The sequence below is a fragment of the Enterobacter sp. TCD1-1 genome (assembly GCF_020567405.1).
Lineage (GTDB): Bacteria > Pseudomonadota > Gammaproteobacteria > Enterobacterales > Enterobacteriaceae > Enterobacter > Enterobacter quasiroggenkampii.
The window spans coordinates 22511-36776 of record NZ_JAJCXF010000007.1; the positions used below are offsets into that span (position 1 = coordinate 22511).

Genomic DNA, 14266 nt, shown 5'->3' on the forward strand with positions numbered 1-14266 from the left:
TATGGGTAAAACAGTATAACCGTGTAGATGTCAGGGAAATTTGACGTGTTCGATTTTTTTGCTGTTCTGTCCGGCGATTTATCATTGAGATTGATGAATTGCATCACGCAATTGTTCACCTAAATGAAATGCGCTTTTTTACTGCGCAAAATTTGTCTCTGTCCCAGCTAACGAGTAGACTTCGTGCCCTTGTCTGAAATCGGAGAACAACTCATGAGCGAAACGGCCACCTGGGAGCCGAGCGCATCCATCCCTAATCTGTTAAAACGCGCTGCAATTATGACGGAGATCCGCCGTTTCTTTGCCGACCGCGGCGTCCTGGAGGTGGAAACCCCGTGCATGAGTCAGGCAACGGTAACGGATATTCATCTGGTCCCGTTTGAAACCCGTTTTGTTGGCCCCGGCCACTCTCAGGGCATGAATTTGTATCTGATGACCAGCCCGGAATACCACATGAAACGCCTGCTGGCGGCGGGGTGTGGTCCGGTCTATCAGCTGTGCCGCAGTTTCCGTAATGAAGAGATGGGGCGTCACCACAACCCGGAATTCACCATGCTGGAGTGGTACCGCCCGCATTATGATATGTACCGCCTGATGAATGAGGTGGACGATCTGCTGCAGCAGGTCCTGGACTGCTCTGAAGCTGAAACGCTCTCTTATCAGCAGGCCTTCCAGCGCTATCTGGAAATCGATCCGCTGTCGGCGGACAAAACCCAGCTGCGCGAAGTGGCGGCAAAACTGGATTTGAGCAACGTGGCGGATACCGAAGAGGATCGCGACACGCTGCTGCAGCTGCTGTTCACCTTCGGCGTGGAACCGCAGATTGGCAAAGACCGTCCGACGTTTGTCTATCACTTCCCGGCAAGCCAGGCGTCACTGGCGCAGATCAGTACCGAAGACCATCGTGTCGCAGAGCGTTTTGAGGTCTATTACAAAGGTATTGAGCTGGCGAACGGCTTCCACGAACTGACCGACGCCCGCGAGCAGGCGCAGCGTTTCGAGCAGGATAACCGCAAGCGCGCCGCGCGCGGCCTGCCACAGCAGCCGATCGATACCAACCTGCTGGAAGCGTTAAAAGCGGGCCTGCCGGATTGCTCCGGCGTGGCGCTGGGCGTAGACCGTCTGGTGATGCTGGCGCTGGGCGCCGAGCAACTGGGCGATGTGATTGCCTTTACGGTCGATCGCGCTTAAAGAATTGCCGGGTGGCGCTGTCGCTTACCCGGCCTACTCGGTCATTTGGCCCTGCCACATTAAAAACTGCCATATTATCAATATACGGGTCTTTTTCTTAATTTGGCCTTTATAGCCACAATATTAGTCTGGTCTTCTGCTACCATCCGCGCAGTTTAATTCCTCTTTGGATGGTTCTATGTCCCACTCACTCAAAAAGATGACCCTCACCGGGCTCATCCTGATGATATTTACCTCAGTGTTTGGCTTTGCCAACAGCCCCTCCGCGTTCTATCTGATGGGCTATAGCGCGACGCCGTTTTATATCGTTTCTGCTCTGTTCTTCTTTATCCCGTTTGCGCTGATGATGGCGGAGATGGGCTCGGCTTACCGGAAAGAAGAGGGCGGGATTTACTCATGGATGAACAACAGCGTCGGCCCGCGTTATGCCTTTATCGGTACGTTTATGTGGTTTTCATCCTACGTCGTCTGGATGGTCAGTACGGCCGCTAAAGTCTGGGTGCCGTTCTCGACGTTTGTTTTCGGCGCCGATAAAACCCAGGTCTGGTCGTTAGCCGGGCTGAGCTCCACGCAGGTCGTCGGGATTCTGGCGGTATGCTGGATGGTTGTCGTGACGCTGGTGGCGTCTAAAGGTATCAATAAAATTGCCCGGATTACCGCCGTGGGCGGGATTTCCGTGATGTGCCTGAACCTGGTGCTGCTGCTGGTGAGTATCGCTATCCTGTGCCTGAACGGTGGTCATTTTGCGCAGGAAGTGAACTTCGTTTCATCGCCTAATCCAGGTTACCAGTCCGGGCTGGCTATGCTCTCCTTCGTGGTGTTTGCCATCTTCGCTTACGGCGGCATTGAAGCCGTTGGCGGTCTGGTCGACAAGACCGAGAACCCGGAGAAAAACTTTGCCAAAGGCATTATTTTTGCCGCCATCGTGATTTCCATCGGCTATTCGCTGGCGATTTTCCTCTGGGGGGTCAGCACCAACTGGCAACAGGTATTGAGCAACAGCACCACCAACCTCGGGAACATCACCTATGTGCTGATGAAAAGTCTGGGGATGACGCTGGGGCAGGCGATGAACCTGACGCCGGATGCGGCGGCAACGCTGGGCATTTGGTTTGCGCGTATTACCGGTCTGTCGATGTTCCTCGCCTATACCGGCGCATTCTTCACGCTGATCTATTCGCCACTGAAAGCGATTATTCAGGGTACGCCGAAGGCGCTGTGGCCTGCGCGCATGACCCAGCTCAACACGACGGGGATGCCTGCTAACGCGATGTGGATGCAGTGCCTGCTGGTATGTGCGTTCATTCTGCTGGTGTCATTTGGCGGCGATACGGCGTCTGCGTTTTACAACAAGCTGACCCTGATGGCGAACGTGTCGATGACCCTGCCGTACCTGTTCCTGACCCTGGCGTTCCCGTTCTTTAAGGCGAAGCAGGACCTTGAACGTCCGTTTGTGATCTTCAAAACCCGCGCGGCAACGCTGCTGGCCACCACGGTGGTGCTGCTGGTGGTGGCGTTTGCCAACATCTTCACCATTATTCAGCCGGTGATTGAGGCGAACGACTGGAACAGCGCGCTGTGGATGGTGGGCGGCCCAATCTTCTTCTCGCTGTTAGCGATGGGGATTTATGAGAATTACCGTCGACGCGCGACGGCGTACATCGCAGAAGTGGCGTAGCGGGAATATTCCCCTCCCGAAAGGGAGGGGAGACGCGTTACAGACTGCCCGCCGGGCGCGTACGCGCCGCTGACGTCAGCGTTCTTCCCGTTTTACGCCCGTCCAGGCTTTCCAGACGCATCTGGAACGGTGGGAACGGCATATCAATACCGTGCTCGCGGAAGCCCGCCAGAATCAGCTGGTGGATCTCATGGCGCAGCGGCATACGGTGCCCCATTTCGGCGGCGTAGATACGCAGCTCGAAAATCTGAATCCCCTGCTGTAAATCCACAAGGAAAACTTCCGGCGCCGGATTGTCGATGACCAGCGAGCAGCGCTCCGCGGCGGTGTAGAGGATCTGGGTGACCTCTTCGCTGTTAGCGTCCGACGGGGCCGGTACCGTCAGCACCACACGGGTAACGGAGTCTGACAGCGACCAGTTGATGAACTGCTCGGTAATAAACGCCTTGTTTGGCACGATGATCTCTTTCCGATCCCAGTCGCTGATCGTCGTCGCACGGGTGTTGATCTTCGTGATGCTGCCGGTCAGATCGCGGATCGTGACGGTATCGCCAATACGGATCGGTTTTTCGAACAGAATGATCAGACCAGAGATGAAGTTGGCGAAGATCTCCTGTAAACCAAAACCTAACCCGACGCCGAGCGCTGCGACGAGCCACTGGAGCTTCGACCACTCAATGCCGATCATCGAGAAGCCAACCAGTCCACCAAACAGCATGATCAGATACTTGGTAATGGTCGTGATCGCATAGCCCGTACCCGGCGTTAAATCCAGATGCTGCAGCAGCGCCAGCTCCAGCAGCGCCGGGAAGTTGCGCACCAGCTGGGTGGTGATGATCAGCACCAGAATGGCAATCAGCACTGCCCCTAGAGTGATCGGCTCCAGGCTTTCTACGCCTTGCACCGTGGAGGTCACATCCCACAGCGAGATGTTCTCCAGGAAGCCAAATGCGGAGTGGATCTCCGACCACAGGAAGATGACCGACAGGAGGGCAATCAGCATCAGGATAGAGCGAACCAGACGCAGGGACTGGGTACTGATGGCATCCAGATCCAGCTCGACCTCATCCGCCTCCGTCGTGCCTTCCGTACTGTTGACGTGGTTTGGCTCTTCCTCACCCCGCGCGCGTTGGGCGAGGATCTCCGCCCGGCGATGCTTGGCACGATCAAACGCCAGACGGCGGCGCTGAATCAGCATCCAGCGGCGGATCACGTGATACACCACCAGCAGCAGGAACCAGATGGCCACCGAGGTTTCCAGACGTGCCAACAGCGCCTGCGACGTCGCCAGGTAACCCACCGCGGCTGCCAGCATCGCAATCAACGGTGCGCTGAGCAGCAGGTTCCAGAGCAGCCGGTTGAACATATTGTCGCCGCTGCCGGTTTTATCCAGATAGAGCGGAATACCCGCGCGTTTCAGGCTGAGCGTGACGATGGCCAGCGCGCCACATATCAGCATAAAGCAGAGGCGGCCCAGCGAGCCTGAGAATTCGCGGTCGTTGAGATTATCGAACATGATCAGCGCCATAATCAGCGGCACAATCAGCCCGATGCTCATCAGATAGTAACGCATGGCGCGCGCCACGCGATTACGCGGCCAGCCAAAGTGGGCGATAAACAGGCCATTGGGTCGCGCAAAGGTGGCGCAAATCATCACCACCCACAGCAGCGGTACCGTGGCGGTGACGCCATCGCCAATCGCTACCGCGAGCGGATAGGGCCAGGCTTCCCGCAGGCCATAGCCCAGCGTCATCCACAGCACCGGCAGCGGGGAGGCGACAAGAATCGACCAGAATACGGTGCGCAACGTCAACCAGAAGTGATCCTGGGTAACCTTCCCCACCCGGGAGCTGGAACGCTCGAGGAAGCGGGTGAAATGTCTGCGCGAGTAAATGCTGAAGCCCACCAGAATCAACGCCCCCAGCAGCGGGAAAATGGTCTCTTTGCTGGTGAGCATCATCACGCTGGCCTGTCCCAGCTGGCTGAAGGTATCCAGCGAAATCAGACGGCGCAGATCCTGAACAATCTCAATTGGCCACGAGAAGGTCATTGGACGCACGTCTGACGTCCAGAAGAGATAACGGTGCGTCGCCTCGTTCACCTCTTTCAGCGCATCTTCCAGCTGGCTGTTGGACACTTTTAGCTTGGTCAGCTCCAGAATCAGCGTATCCCCGCCCTGGAGCAGAGAGTTCAGCAGTTCACGCTGGGTACGCATCTGGGCTTCAAGAATACGGTTTTGCTCGCTGGTCAGAGGCTGTCCGTCAGCCTGACGGATCTGGCGGATTTGCGGCTGTTTGTTGAGAAGATCTTCAAAATGCAGCCGCTGAACGCGCAGCTGGGCCATTTCGGTATCCAGCTGCTGCGGCTTGGGCATTTCCGGCAGCCGCGCGACCTGGGCGCGCAGCGCTTCGCCCAGCAGGTTTGACGATCCGAGCCACTGGGACTGCTCGCGCAGGGTGTTAAGCGCCTGGCGAACCTGAAGGGTTTGATTGGTGGCCTGACGCTGCTGCGAGGCCACCAGATCCATACGCTGCGCCTGTTGGTTCAGCGCAGCCGAAAGCTCACGGTTGACCTTAAACTGCTGGACGATGCCGGCAGGCAGGTTATCGCTGTTTTCTGCCAGCAGCTCGGTACTTTCCAGCGCGCGCTCCGCTTCACGCTGGCGCTGGCTGTTGAGCTGGTTGCGCAGGGCCTGAAGATACGCGTCCAGCTGCTCGCTCTGCTTCTGAGCGAGTTCTGAGCGCATCCGCGACAGCTCCTGGCGGTTATTGGCGGAAAGCTGCGCCAGCTCAAGCTCGTCGACAAGGGCCTTCAGGCGAGCCGATTCTGCCTGCAGGCCCAGATTTTGGGCCTGTGCCTGGGGCGTGTTGCCGTTTTGCGTACCCACGCGGCGCTCAACTTCATTAAGCTGGCGACGGGCGTCGGTTTGCTGCTGCGGAAGCTGGCTGAGAGAGTCGGCAATTTCGCGCGCTCGCTCCTGCTCCTGCTGAGCAAGGCGGCTCTTTTCCAGAAGCTGGCTGCTGACCTGCAGGATCTCCTGGTTCAGTGCGTCGGAGGTCATCCCTGCGGGCACATCGCGCGGTTCGTCACGCAAATTATTGAGCTGCGCGCGCAGCGTTTGCGAGAGTTTGGGAAAGTTGTCGATAACCTGCTGATACTGCTGAGCGCGCTCAAGAGAGCCTTTCCGCTCCTCAAGCGCGTTCAGTGCGGACTGGAGCGACTCGACGGTCTCTGGCTGAGCGGGTTTGGCCGCTTTTGCCTGCTCCAGTTCCTGGGTTATCTGTTTGGCGTCGGGGGCTGTCGCTGCGTACGCCCCCATGCTGAGGCACCAGGCCATCAGTAGAACGATAATCGGGCGCACGTCAGCGATCCTTCTGTTGTTAGCCTTCGTCTTTTTTGTCGTCAACCAGCGGGCTGGCGTCGTGCTCGGCCTGGATCTCTTCTTGTGACAGCGGAGCCGGTTCTGCCTCTGGCGTCACGAAGGTTTCAGTAGAGACCGCCAGCGGCTGGCCCAGCTTTGTCACCGACAGGCTTTCAAGCTGTTCAGCCAGCTTCACTTTGCCCGGCGCAAACAGGTTGATCACGGTGGAGCCCAGCTTAAAGCGACCCATCTCCTGGCCTTTCAGCAGGGCCACAGAGCCTTCCGCTTCACCGGCAGGCCAGGTCCAGCGTTTGATCACGCCTTCGCGCGGTGGGGTAATGGTGCCAGCCCAGACGGTTTCGATGCTGCCGACGATGGTCGCACCGACCAGAATCTGTGCCATAGGGCCGAATTCAGTATCAAACAGGCAGATGACGCGCTCGTTACGGGCAAACAGGTTTGGCACGTTCTGCGCGGTGAGGTGGTTCACGGAGAACAGATCGCCCGGGACGTAAATCATTTCACGCAGGATGCCGTTACACGGCATGTGCACGCGGTGGTAGTCGCGCGGTGACAGATAGGTGGTGGCAAAGGTACCGTTGCGGAACAGATCCGCCATCAGGTAGTTACCCGCCAGCAGCGCTTCCAGGCTGTAGTTATGGCCCTTCGCCTGCAGAATTTTGTCGTCTTCGATGTTACCCAACTGGCTGATCACGCCGTCTGCCGGCATCACCAGGACGTTAGGGTCGGTGTTCACCGGGCGCACGTCGTCACGCAGCGGGCGCACGAAGAATTCGTTGAAGGTGCGGTAGCTGGCGGTATCCGGCTTCTGCGCCTCTTTCATATCGACCTTGTAATATTTTACGAAAAGGTCGATGACCAGTTTGGTCAGCCAGCCTGCGCGTTTGCTCGCGCCCCAGCCCGCCAGGCGAGTGAGCCACAGTTTTGGCAGAATGTATTGAAGCGAAAGTTTAAATGCGTTTAACAAGGTAGCCTCCAGGCCATTGTTTTGTCGTTCCTGATCCGGCGTTAAGCCGCCGGAACCTGAAAAAAGGGGACGATTTTAGCGATGCTTAGCTTAGTTGTCAGTTATCAGAATCAGAAAAGTTTTTACGCGTTTTTACCTGATCCATGCTCTCAAGAATACGGTGGTAATTCTCGAAGCGGGTCTCCGCAATTTCGCCTTTCTCAACCGCTTCACGGATAGCGCAGCCTGGGTCGTTATCGTGTTTACAGTCGCGGTACTTGCAAGCGCCTAAATAATCATGGAATTCGACAAATCCGTTAAAGATTTGTTCCGGCTCCAGGTGCCATAAACCGAACTCTCGCACGCCCGGGGAGTCGATGACATCGCCCCCGTGCGGGAAGTGATACAGGCGTGACGCGGTGGTGGTGTGCTGGCCCAGGCCCGAGACATCAGAGACATCGTTGGTGAGGATCTCTTGCTGGAGGCCAAGCAGGTTGTTCAGCAGGCTCGATTTGCCCACGCCGGACTGGCCCGCAAAGATGCTGATGCGATCGGTAAGCGCCTCTTCCAGCGGTTTCAGGCCATCTTTGGTGTAGCTGGAGACCATCAGGACGCGGTAGCCAATCTTGCGATAGATATCCATCTGCTCATTGACGAAGGCCATTCCGTCGTCGTCCAGCAGATCGATTTTGTTCAGCACGATAATCGGCTCAACCTGCAGCGTTTCGCAGGCGACGAGGTATCGGTCGATAATATTGAGCGACAGTTCGGGCAAAATCGCCGATACGATAACAATCTGGTTAATGTTGGCGGCAATCGGTTTGACCCCGTCGTAGAAATCGGGACGGGTTAACACGGATGTGCGCTCATGGACCGCTTCAACGATACCTTTTACCGTCACGCCTTCCGCCGCCTCTTTACCCGGCCGCCAGACGACGCGGTCGCCGGTCACCAGAGAACGAATGGTCCGGCGGATGTTGCAGCGGTGAATCGCACCATCGGCGGATTCCACGTCAGCGTGCATACCGAAACGGCTGATGACTACGCCTTCCGTTGGGTCGCCAAACAGGTTGTCGTCGTAATCGACCTTCTCCGCAGTGGTTTTAAGACGGCGCTGGTGATTGGCATTCACGCGGCGCTGCTGCCCTTTGGAGAGTTTATTTTTACTCAATCGCACTGGCTCCTGGTCGCCCGTAGGGGGCAAAACCTCTATGATACACTCTAATTAATACTAGTTAACCTGCTACTGCCGGTTATGCGAGAAGGGTGGAAAATAACATGAGCGCGGATGAAAACAACCTGATTTGGATCGATCTCGAAATGACCGGGCTGGATCCCGAGCGCGATCGCATCATTGAAATTGCAACCCTGGTGACGGACGCCAACCTGAATATCCTGGCGGAAGGGCCAACGATAGCGGTGCATCAGTCCGATGACCAGCTGGCGTTGATGGATGAGTGGAACGTGCGTACCCACACCGGCAGTGGTCTGGTGGAGCGCGTGAAGGCGAGCACCATGGGTGACCGTGAGGCGGAGCTGGCGACGCTTGAGTTCCTGAAAAAGTGGGTTCCGGCGGGCAAATCGCCTATTTGTGGGAATAGCATCGGTCAGGATCGTCGTTTCCTGTTTAAGTACATGCCGGAGCTGGAGTCTTACTTCCACTACCGTTATCTGGATGTCAGCACGCTGAAAGAGCTGGCGCGTCGCTGGAAGCCTGAAATCCTCGACGGCTTTAAAAAGCAGGGGACGCATCAGGCGATGGACGATATCCGGGAGTCCGTGGCGGAGCTTTCCTACTACCGCGAAAACTTTATTAAGCTGTGATTTTGAGATCCGGCGCCTTGCGTGGCCGGGTTTTTGTCGTTAAATTGTTCAGCTTGCCGATTAAATAAGCATTTGAACTGAATTTCGAAAAAATCGCTTTAAGGGGGGTTGCAGCTAAAAGGATTTCTCGTATAATGCGCCTCCCGTAACGACAGAGAATTACACGTTACGACAGCAACAAAAGCAGTGCAGATTTGCGGGAATAGCTCAGTTGGTAGAGCACGACCTTGCCAAGGTCGGGGTCGCGAGTTCGAGTCTCGTTTCCCGCTCCAAAATTTGAAAGTGCTTTCACAGCACAGACTGCCCAAGCGGGAATAGCTCAGTTGGTAGAGCACGACCTTGCCAAGGTCGGGGTCGCGAGTTCGAGTCTCGTTTCCCGCTCCAAAATTTGAAAGTGCTTCCACAGCACGGACCACCCAAGCGGGAATAGCTCAGTTGGTAGAGCACGACCTTGCCAAGGTCGGGGTCGCGAGTTCGAGTCTCGTTTCCCGCTCCAAATTCTTCTTAATCTCTAAAATATCCACAGCGAAAAGCGTCGCTGGGGACGTTTTCTATTGTCTCTGAAATACTATTGTGAACAGAGTTATCCACAGAAACTGCGCTTAACCGAAACAGGGTTAAAACTTAGCAGGGTGAATAGTATCTTCATAACACATTGTATTTTAAGTATAAAATTTGATTTCAAAATGTTATTGAGATCACTTGACCTCATCTCCAGCCCAGATGGCGCTTGAGTTTGTAATTTTATTCACAGGCTGTGAATAGTTCAGGCATCCCGCGGAAGCCCTTTCTCAATCACCCTCACCAGACGCTGTTTCTTCGGTATCTGCACCTCGACCACGCAGGCATTACGCTTCTCTATCTGCTGCGCAATCGCCCATTCTATGTGTTCATCAAGAAGTGGGTGCTCACCTCGACGGCTTTCAAGCGCCCGAATATTGGCTTCATCCCACGGGGCATTCCCCAGCGCGACGGCGACATTTCGCAGCCAGCGCAGATGGCCGATACGGCGAATAGCCGAACCCTCCGTCACTTTCAGGAACCAGGCCTCGGACCAGGCGAACAGCTCAATGAGCGGCGGGGCATGGAGCGCCTTACGCGGGCTGAAATCCTCTTCGTCAGTAAGCTGCGAATAGCGGTTCCATGGGCAGATGAGCTGGCAATCATCGCAGCCGTAGATGCGGTTGCCGATAAGCGGTCGGAATTCCTCTGGAATGGCTCCTTCCAGTTCGATAGTCAGGTAGGAGATACAGCGGCGCGCATCAACGGTGTAGGGCTCAACGATGGCGCCGGTAGGGCAGATGGTTATACAGGCCACGCAGCGGCCACAGCCTTCCTCTACCGGGCCGTCTACCGGCAGCGGTAAATCGATCAGCAGTTCACCGAGGAAGAAGAACGATCCGGCGTCGCGGCTAAGGATAAGTGAGTGCTTACCTGTCCAGCCAAGCCCGGCTTTTTCGGCGATCGGACGCTCAAGAATAGGCGCGGAATCGACAAAGGGTCTAAAATTCAGCGAAACACAGTGCTGCTGAATAGTTTCCCCGAGTTTTTTTAAACGGTTACGCAGAAGCTTATGGTAATCACGTCCCAGGGCGTACCGGCTAACGTAACCCAGCGAGGGGTCTTTTAGCGTGCGCGCAAAGGCCGCGTTGGCGGGCAGATAATTCATGCGCACGCTGATGACGCGTAATGTGCCCGGCAAAAGCTCGTGTGGACGGGCGCGCATCATGCCATGACGCGCCATCCACTCCATTTCGCCGTGGTATTGTTTATCCAGCCAGGCCTGCAGTTTCGGCTCGCTGGCGGAAAGGTCGGTATCGGTAATGCCCACCTTCTGGAAGCCAAGTTCAGCACCCCACTGTTTTATTTTTTGCGCTAATTCATTGAGATCGAGGGGCTGTGACATGACGGACCATACGGTGAAGAAAAACCCCGCAAGTATACCACATTCCATCTGGCATGCGGATGACCTCCGGCGCGCCGAAAAAGAGGCCGCAGACAGCCTCGGGATTACCCTGTATGAACTGATGCTGCGCGCGGGTGAGGCGGCGTTTGACGTAGCCCAAAGCGCCTTCCCGCTGGCGGCTCACTGGCTGATTCTGTGCGGGCACGGCAACAACGGCGGTGATGGCTACGTCGTTGCCCGTCTCGCGGTGGCTGCGGGTCTCCGCGTGACCTTGCTGGCTCTCGAAAGTGATAAACCACTGCCGGAAGAGGCCAGCGCGGCGCGGGAGGCATGGCTGAACGCAGGCGGTGTGATTCATGCGCCTGATATCGTCTGGCCAGAGGATGTTGATCTGATTGTTGACGGGCTGCTGGGCACCGGGCTGCGCAGCGCGCCGCGCGAAAACGTTGCCGCGCTTATTGAACACGCTAACAGACATTCCGCGCCGGTAGTCGCCCTGGATATTCCCTCTGGCCTGATGGCACAAACCGGCGCGACGCCGGGGGCGGTGATTCAGGCGGCACATACGGTGACCTTCATCGCCCTCAAGCCGGGGTTACTGACCGGCAAAGCGCGGGATGTCGTCGGCGTGCTGCAGCACAGTGCGCTGGGACTGGAGAGCTGGCTCGCCGGGCAGGACATGCGCATCGCGCGTTTTGATGCATCGCAGCTTGCTGCATGGCTCCCGCCGCGCCGGCCGACGTCCCATAAGGGCGATCACGGCAGGCTGGTCATTGTGGGCGGCGACCACGGTACGGCAGGTGCGATTCGCATGACCGGTGAAGCGGCTTTGCGCAGCGGTGCCGGATTAGTGCGAGTGCTCACTCGCATTGAGAATATTGCGCCAATCATCACCGCCCGACCGGAGCTGATGGTCCATGAGCTTACGCTCCAGACGCTGGAGGAAAGCCTGGAATGGGCGGACGTGGTGGTGATCGGTCCCGGGCTTGGACAGCAGGCGTGGGGTAAACAGGCTCTGCAAAAGGTCGAGAATTTTCGTAAACCGATGCTCTGGGATGCCGACGCGCTTAACCTTCTGGCAATAAACCCGGATAAGCGTCACAATCGCATTCTGACGCCACACCCCGGCGAAGCCGCGCGGCTGCTTAACTGCAGCGTGGCAGAAATTGAAAGCGATCGCTTACTTTCTGCTCAGCGTCTGGTAAAACGTTACGGAGGTGTTGCTGTTTTAAAAGGGGCAGGAACCGTTGTCGCCTGTGACGAGACGCAGGGCATTATTGATGCCGGAAATGCGGGCATGGCGAGCGGCGGCATGGGCGATGTGCTTTCCGGCATCATCGGCGCATTGCTTGGACAGAAACTTCCCCTTTATGATGCAGCCTGTGCGGGCTGCGTGGCCCACGGCGTTGCGGCAGATAAACTGGCCGCGCGTTACGGTACACGCGGTATGCTGGCCACCGATCTCTTTTGCACGCTGCGGCGTGTTGTTAACCCGGATGTGATTGACGTAGAAAATGACTAATCGAGCGATTCCTTTACCTGATGAACAAGCCACTTTAGATCTCGGCAAGCGCGTGGCGCAGGCCTGTCAGGGGGCAACCGTCATTTATCTGTATGGTGATTTAGGTGCGGGTAAAACCACCTTCAGCCGGGGTTTTTTGCAGGCGTTAGGGCATAACGGGAATGTGAAAAGCCCAACCTACACGCTGGTAGAACCGTACACCCTTGAAAATCTCATGGTGTACCACTTCGATTTATACCGCCTTGCGGATCCTGAGGAGCTGGAATTTATGGGGATCCGTGATTATTTTGCCAATGATGCCATCTGCCTGGTGGAGTGGCCGCAACAAGGTGCGGGTGTGCTGCCTGACCCGGATGTCGAAATTCACTTAGATTACCAGGCACAAGGGCGTGAGGCACGCATCAGTGCTGTTTCCTCATCAGGCAGTTCCTTACTGGCGCGACTGGCCGGTTAAGCGTAGGGATGACGGGATGATAAATCGCGTTAAAGGTTGGTTGTTGGCTGCCACCGTGCTGCTGTGCGTGCAGGCCGGGGCGGCAAACCTCTCAGATATTCAGGTCTCGAACGGCGAAAGCCAGGCCCGGATCACGTTCAGCTTTATGGGCGATCCTGAGTATGCGTTTTCACAGCCAGACAGCCACAGCGTGGCGCTGGATATCAAACAGACAGGCGTGATCCAGGGACTCCCGCTGCAGTTCAGCGGCAACAACCTGGTGAAAAGTATCCGTTCGGGTACGCCGCAGGATAGCCAGTCGTTACGCCTGGTGGTCGATCTGACCGAAAAGGGCAAAACGAAGGCGGTGAAGCAGCAAAACGGGGCGAACTATACGGTGGTCTTTACCATCAATGCCGATGTCCCGCCACCGCCTCCACCGCCGCCGGTCGTTGCGAAACGCGTCGAAGAACCGGTGTATACGCCGCGTCCTGCTGAACCTGCGCGTAATCCGTTTAAATCGCAGAACGATCGCATCACTGCGGCAACCAGCAGCAATACGGTAACGCGTCCGGCAGCGAGTGCGCGCCGTACAGCGGCCAGCGGTGACAAAGTGATTATCGCCATTGATGCGGGTCACGGTGGACAGGACCCGGGTGCGATTGGCCCGGGGGGAACGCAAGAGAAAAATGTCACCATCGCCATTGCCCGTAAGCTGCGTGCGCTGCTCAACGACGACCCTATGTTCAAAGGCGTGTTGACCCGCGACGGGGATTACTTCATTTCGGTGATGGGGCGTTCGGACGTTGCACGTAAGCAGAATGCGAACTTCCTGGTCTCCATCCACGCGGATGCTGCGCCAAACCGTAACGCGACCGGCGCCTCGGTATGGGTACTCTCGAACCGTCGCGCCAACAGCGAAATGGCCAACTGGCTGGAAGAGCATGAGAAGCAGTCCGAACTGTTGGGCGGCGCGGGCGATGTGCTGGCAAACAGCCAGTCAGATCCGTATCTCAGCCAGGCGGTGCTGGATTTACAATTCGGTCATTCTCAGCGCGTCGGGTATGATGTCGCCACTAACGTATTGAACCAGCTGCAAAGTATTGGCGTGCTGCATAAGCGCCGTCCTGAACATGCCAGCCTCGGCGTTCTGCGCTCGCCAGATATCCCGTCCATCCTTGTAGAGACGGGCTTTATCAGTAACAACGGTGAAGAGCGTCTGCTGGGAAGCGACAGCTATCAGCAGCAAATTGCCGAAGCGATTTATAACGGTCTGCGTAAATACTTTGATGCCCATCCGCTGCAGTCTGCGCCACAGAGTGGCGCAGGCCAGACGGCCAGCGCAGCGCTGCCGGGTGAGATGACCGCGACCAACTAAGGAGAA

General features: G+C 56.8%; 10 protein-coding genes and 3 tRNA genes. 9 read left to right on the forward strand and 4 right to left on the reverse strand.

Annotated features, from left to right (window positions below):
* Nucleotides 1-213: 213 nt before the first annotated feature.
* Together epmA and yjeM are read left to right on the forward strand one after the other, a co-directional pair.
* Nucleotides 214-1191: an elongation factor P--(R)-beta-lysine ligase gene (gene epmA / locus LJA86_RS19835; protein ID WP_045909545.1), complete on the forward strand. Its 978-nt coding sequence runs from the start codon at nt 214-216 to the stop codon at nt 1189-1191.
* A 178-nt stretch (nt 1192-1369) separates the two neighbouring features.
* On the forward strand, nt 1370-2869 hold the full coding sequence (gene yjeM, locus LJA86_RS19840) for a glutamate/gamma-aminobutyrate family transporter YjeM (RefSeq protein WP_045909544.1): 1500 nt from the start codon (nt 1370-1372) through the stop codon (nt 2867-2869).
* Nucleotides 2870-2906: 37 nt separating this feature from the next.
* Here yjeM and mscM read toward each other — a convergent pair whose 3' ends face one another.
* The 3 genes from mscM to rsgA form a co-directional block, all read right to left on the reverse strand.
* A complete protein-coding gene (gene mscM / locus LJA86_RS19845) occupies nt 2907-6230 on the reverse strand; it encodes a miniconductance mechanosensitive channel MscM (protein WP_045909543.1) in 3324 nt (1107 codons plus the stop codon).
* 19 nt (nt 6231-6249) lie between these two features.
* Nucleotides 6250-7218 (reverse strand): archaetidylserine decarboxylase, encoded by a 969-nt coding sequence (asd, locus tag LJA86_RS19850; protein WP_023293460.1) that lies wholly within the window; start codon nt 7216-7218, stop codon nt 6250-6252.
* Nucleotides 7219-7315: 97 nt separating this feature from the next.
* Nucleotides 7316-8368 carry a small ribosomal subunit biogenesis GTPase RsgA gene (rsgA, locus tag LJA86_RS19855; RefSeq protein WP_008502927.1) on the reverse strand — a complete coding sequence of 351 codons (1053 nt, stop codon included), beginning with the start codon at nt 8366-8368 and terminating at the stop codon, nt 7316-7318.
* 107 nt (nt 8369-8475) lie between these two features.
* On the opposite strand from rsgA, the gene orn reads away from it, so the two are divergent.
* From orn to LJA86_RS19875, 4 genes are all read left to right on the forward strand, one after another.
* Nucleotides 8476-9021, forward strand: coding sequence for an oligoribonuclease (gene orn, locus LJA86_RS19860; RefSeq protein ID WP_045909541.1), 546 nt, complete (start codon nt 8476-8478; stop codon nt 9019-9021).
* A gap of 196 nt (nt 9022-9217) precedes the next feature.
* Nucleotides 9218-9293, forward strand: a tRNA-Gly gene (locus LJA86_RS19865).
* 36 nt (nt 9294-9329) lie between these two features.
* A tRNA-Gly gene (locus tag LJA86_RS19870) sits at nt 9330-9405 on the forward strand.
* Between the two features lie 36 nt (nt 9406-9441).
* Nucleotides 9442-9517, forward strand: a tRNA-Gly gene (locus LJA86_RS19875).
* 270 nt (nt 9518-9787) lie between these two features.
* Here LJA86_RS19875 and queG read toward each other — a convergent pair.
* Nucleotides 9788-10927 carry a tRNA epoxyqueuosine(34) reductase QueG gene (gene queG / locus LJA86_RS19880; RefSeq protein ID WP_229226621.1) on the reverse strand — a complete coding sequence of 380 codons (1140 nt, stop codon included), beginning with the start codon at nt 10925-10927 and terminating at the stop codon, nt 9788-9790.
* Here queG and nnr point away from each other — a divergent pair.
* The 3 genes from nnr to amiB are packed head-to-tail and all read left to right on the forward strand — an operon-like array spanning nt 10926 to nt 14260.
* Nucleotides 10926-12449, forward strand: a complete 1524-nt coding sequence (nnr, locus tag LJA86_RS19885; RefSeq protein ID WP_229226622.1) for a bifunctional ADP-dependent NAD(P)H-hydrate dehydratase/NAD(P)H-hydrate epimerase — start codon at nt 10926-10928, stop codon at nt 12447-12449. The two genes, queG and nnr, sit on opposite strands and share 2 nt — an antisense overlap.
* The gene (tsaE, locus tag LJA86_RS19890) at nt 12442-12903 is read left to right on the forward strand and encodes a tRNA (adenosine(37)-N6)-threonylcarbamoyltransferase complex ATPase subunit type 1 TsaE (protein ID WP_008502923.1); all 462 of its coding nucleotides are present in this window, start codon (nt 12442-12444) and stop codon (nt 12901-12903) included. The genes nnr and tsaE overlap by 8 nt, the downstream gene beginning before the upstream one ends.
* Before the next feature lie 16 nt (nt 12904-12919).
* Nucleotides 12920-14260 carry an N-acetylmuramoyl-L-alanine amidase AmiB gene (gene amiB / locus LJA86_RS19895; protein WP_229226623.1) on the forward strand — a complete coding sequence of 447 codons (1341 nt, stop codon included), beginning with the start codon at nt 12920-12922 and terminating at the stop codon, nt 14258-14260.
* The last annotated feature ends 6 nt before the right edge of the window (nt 14261-14266 follow it).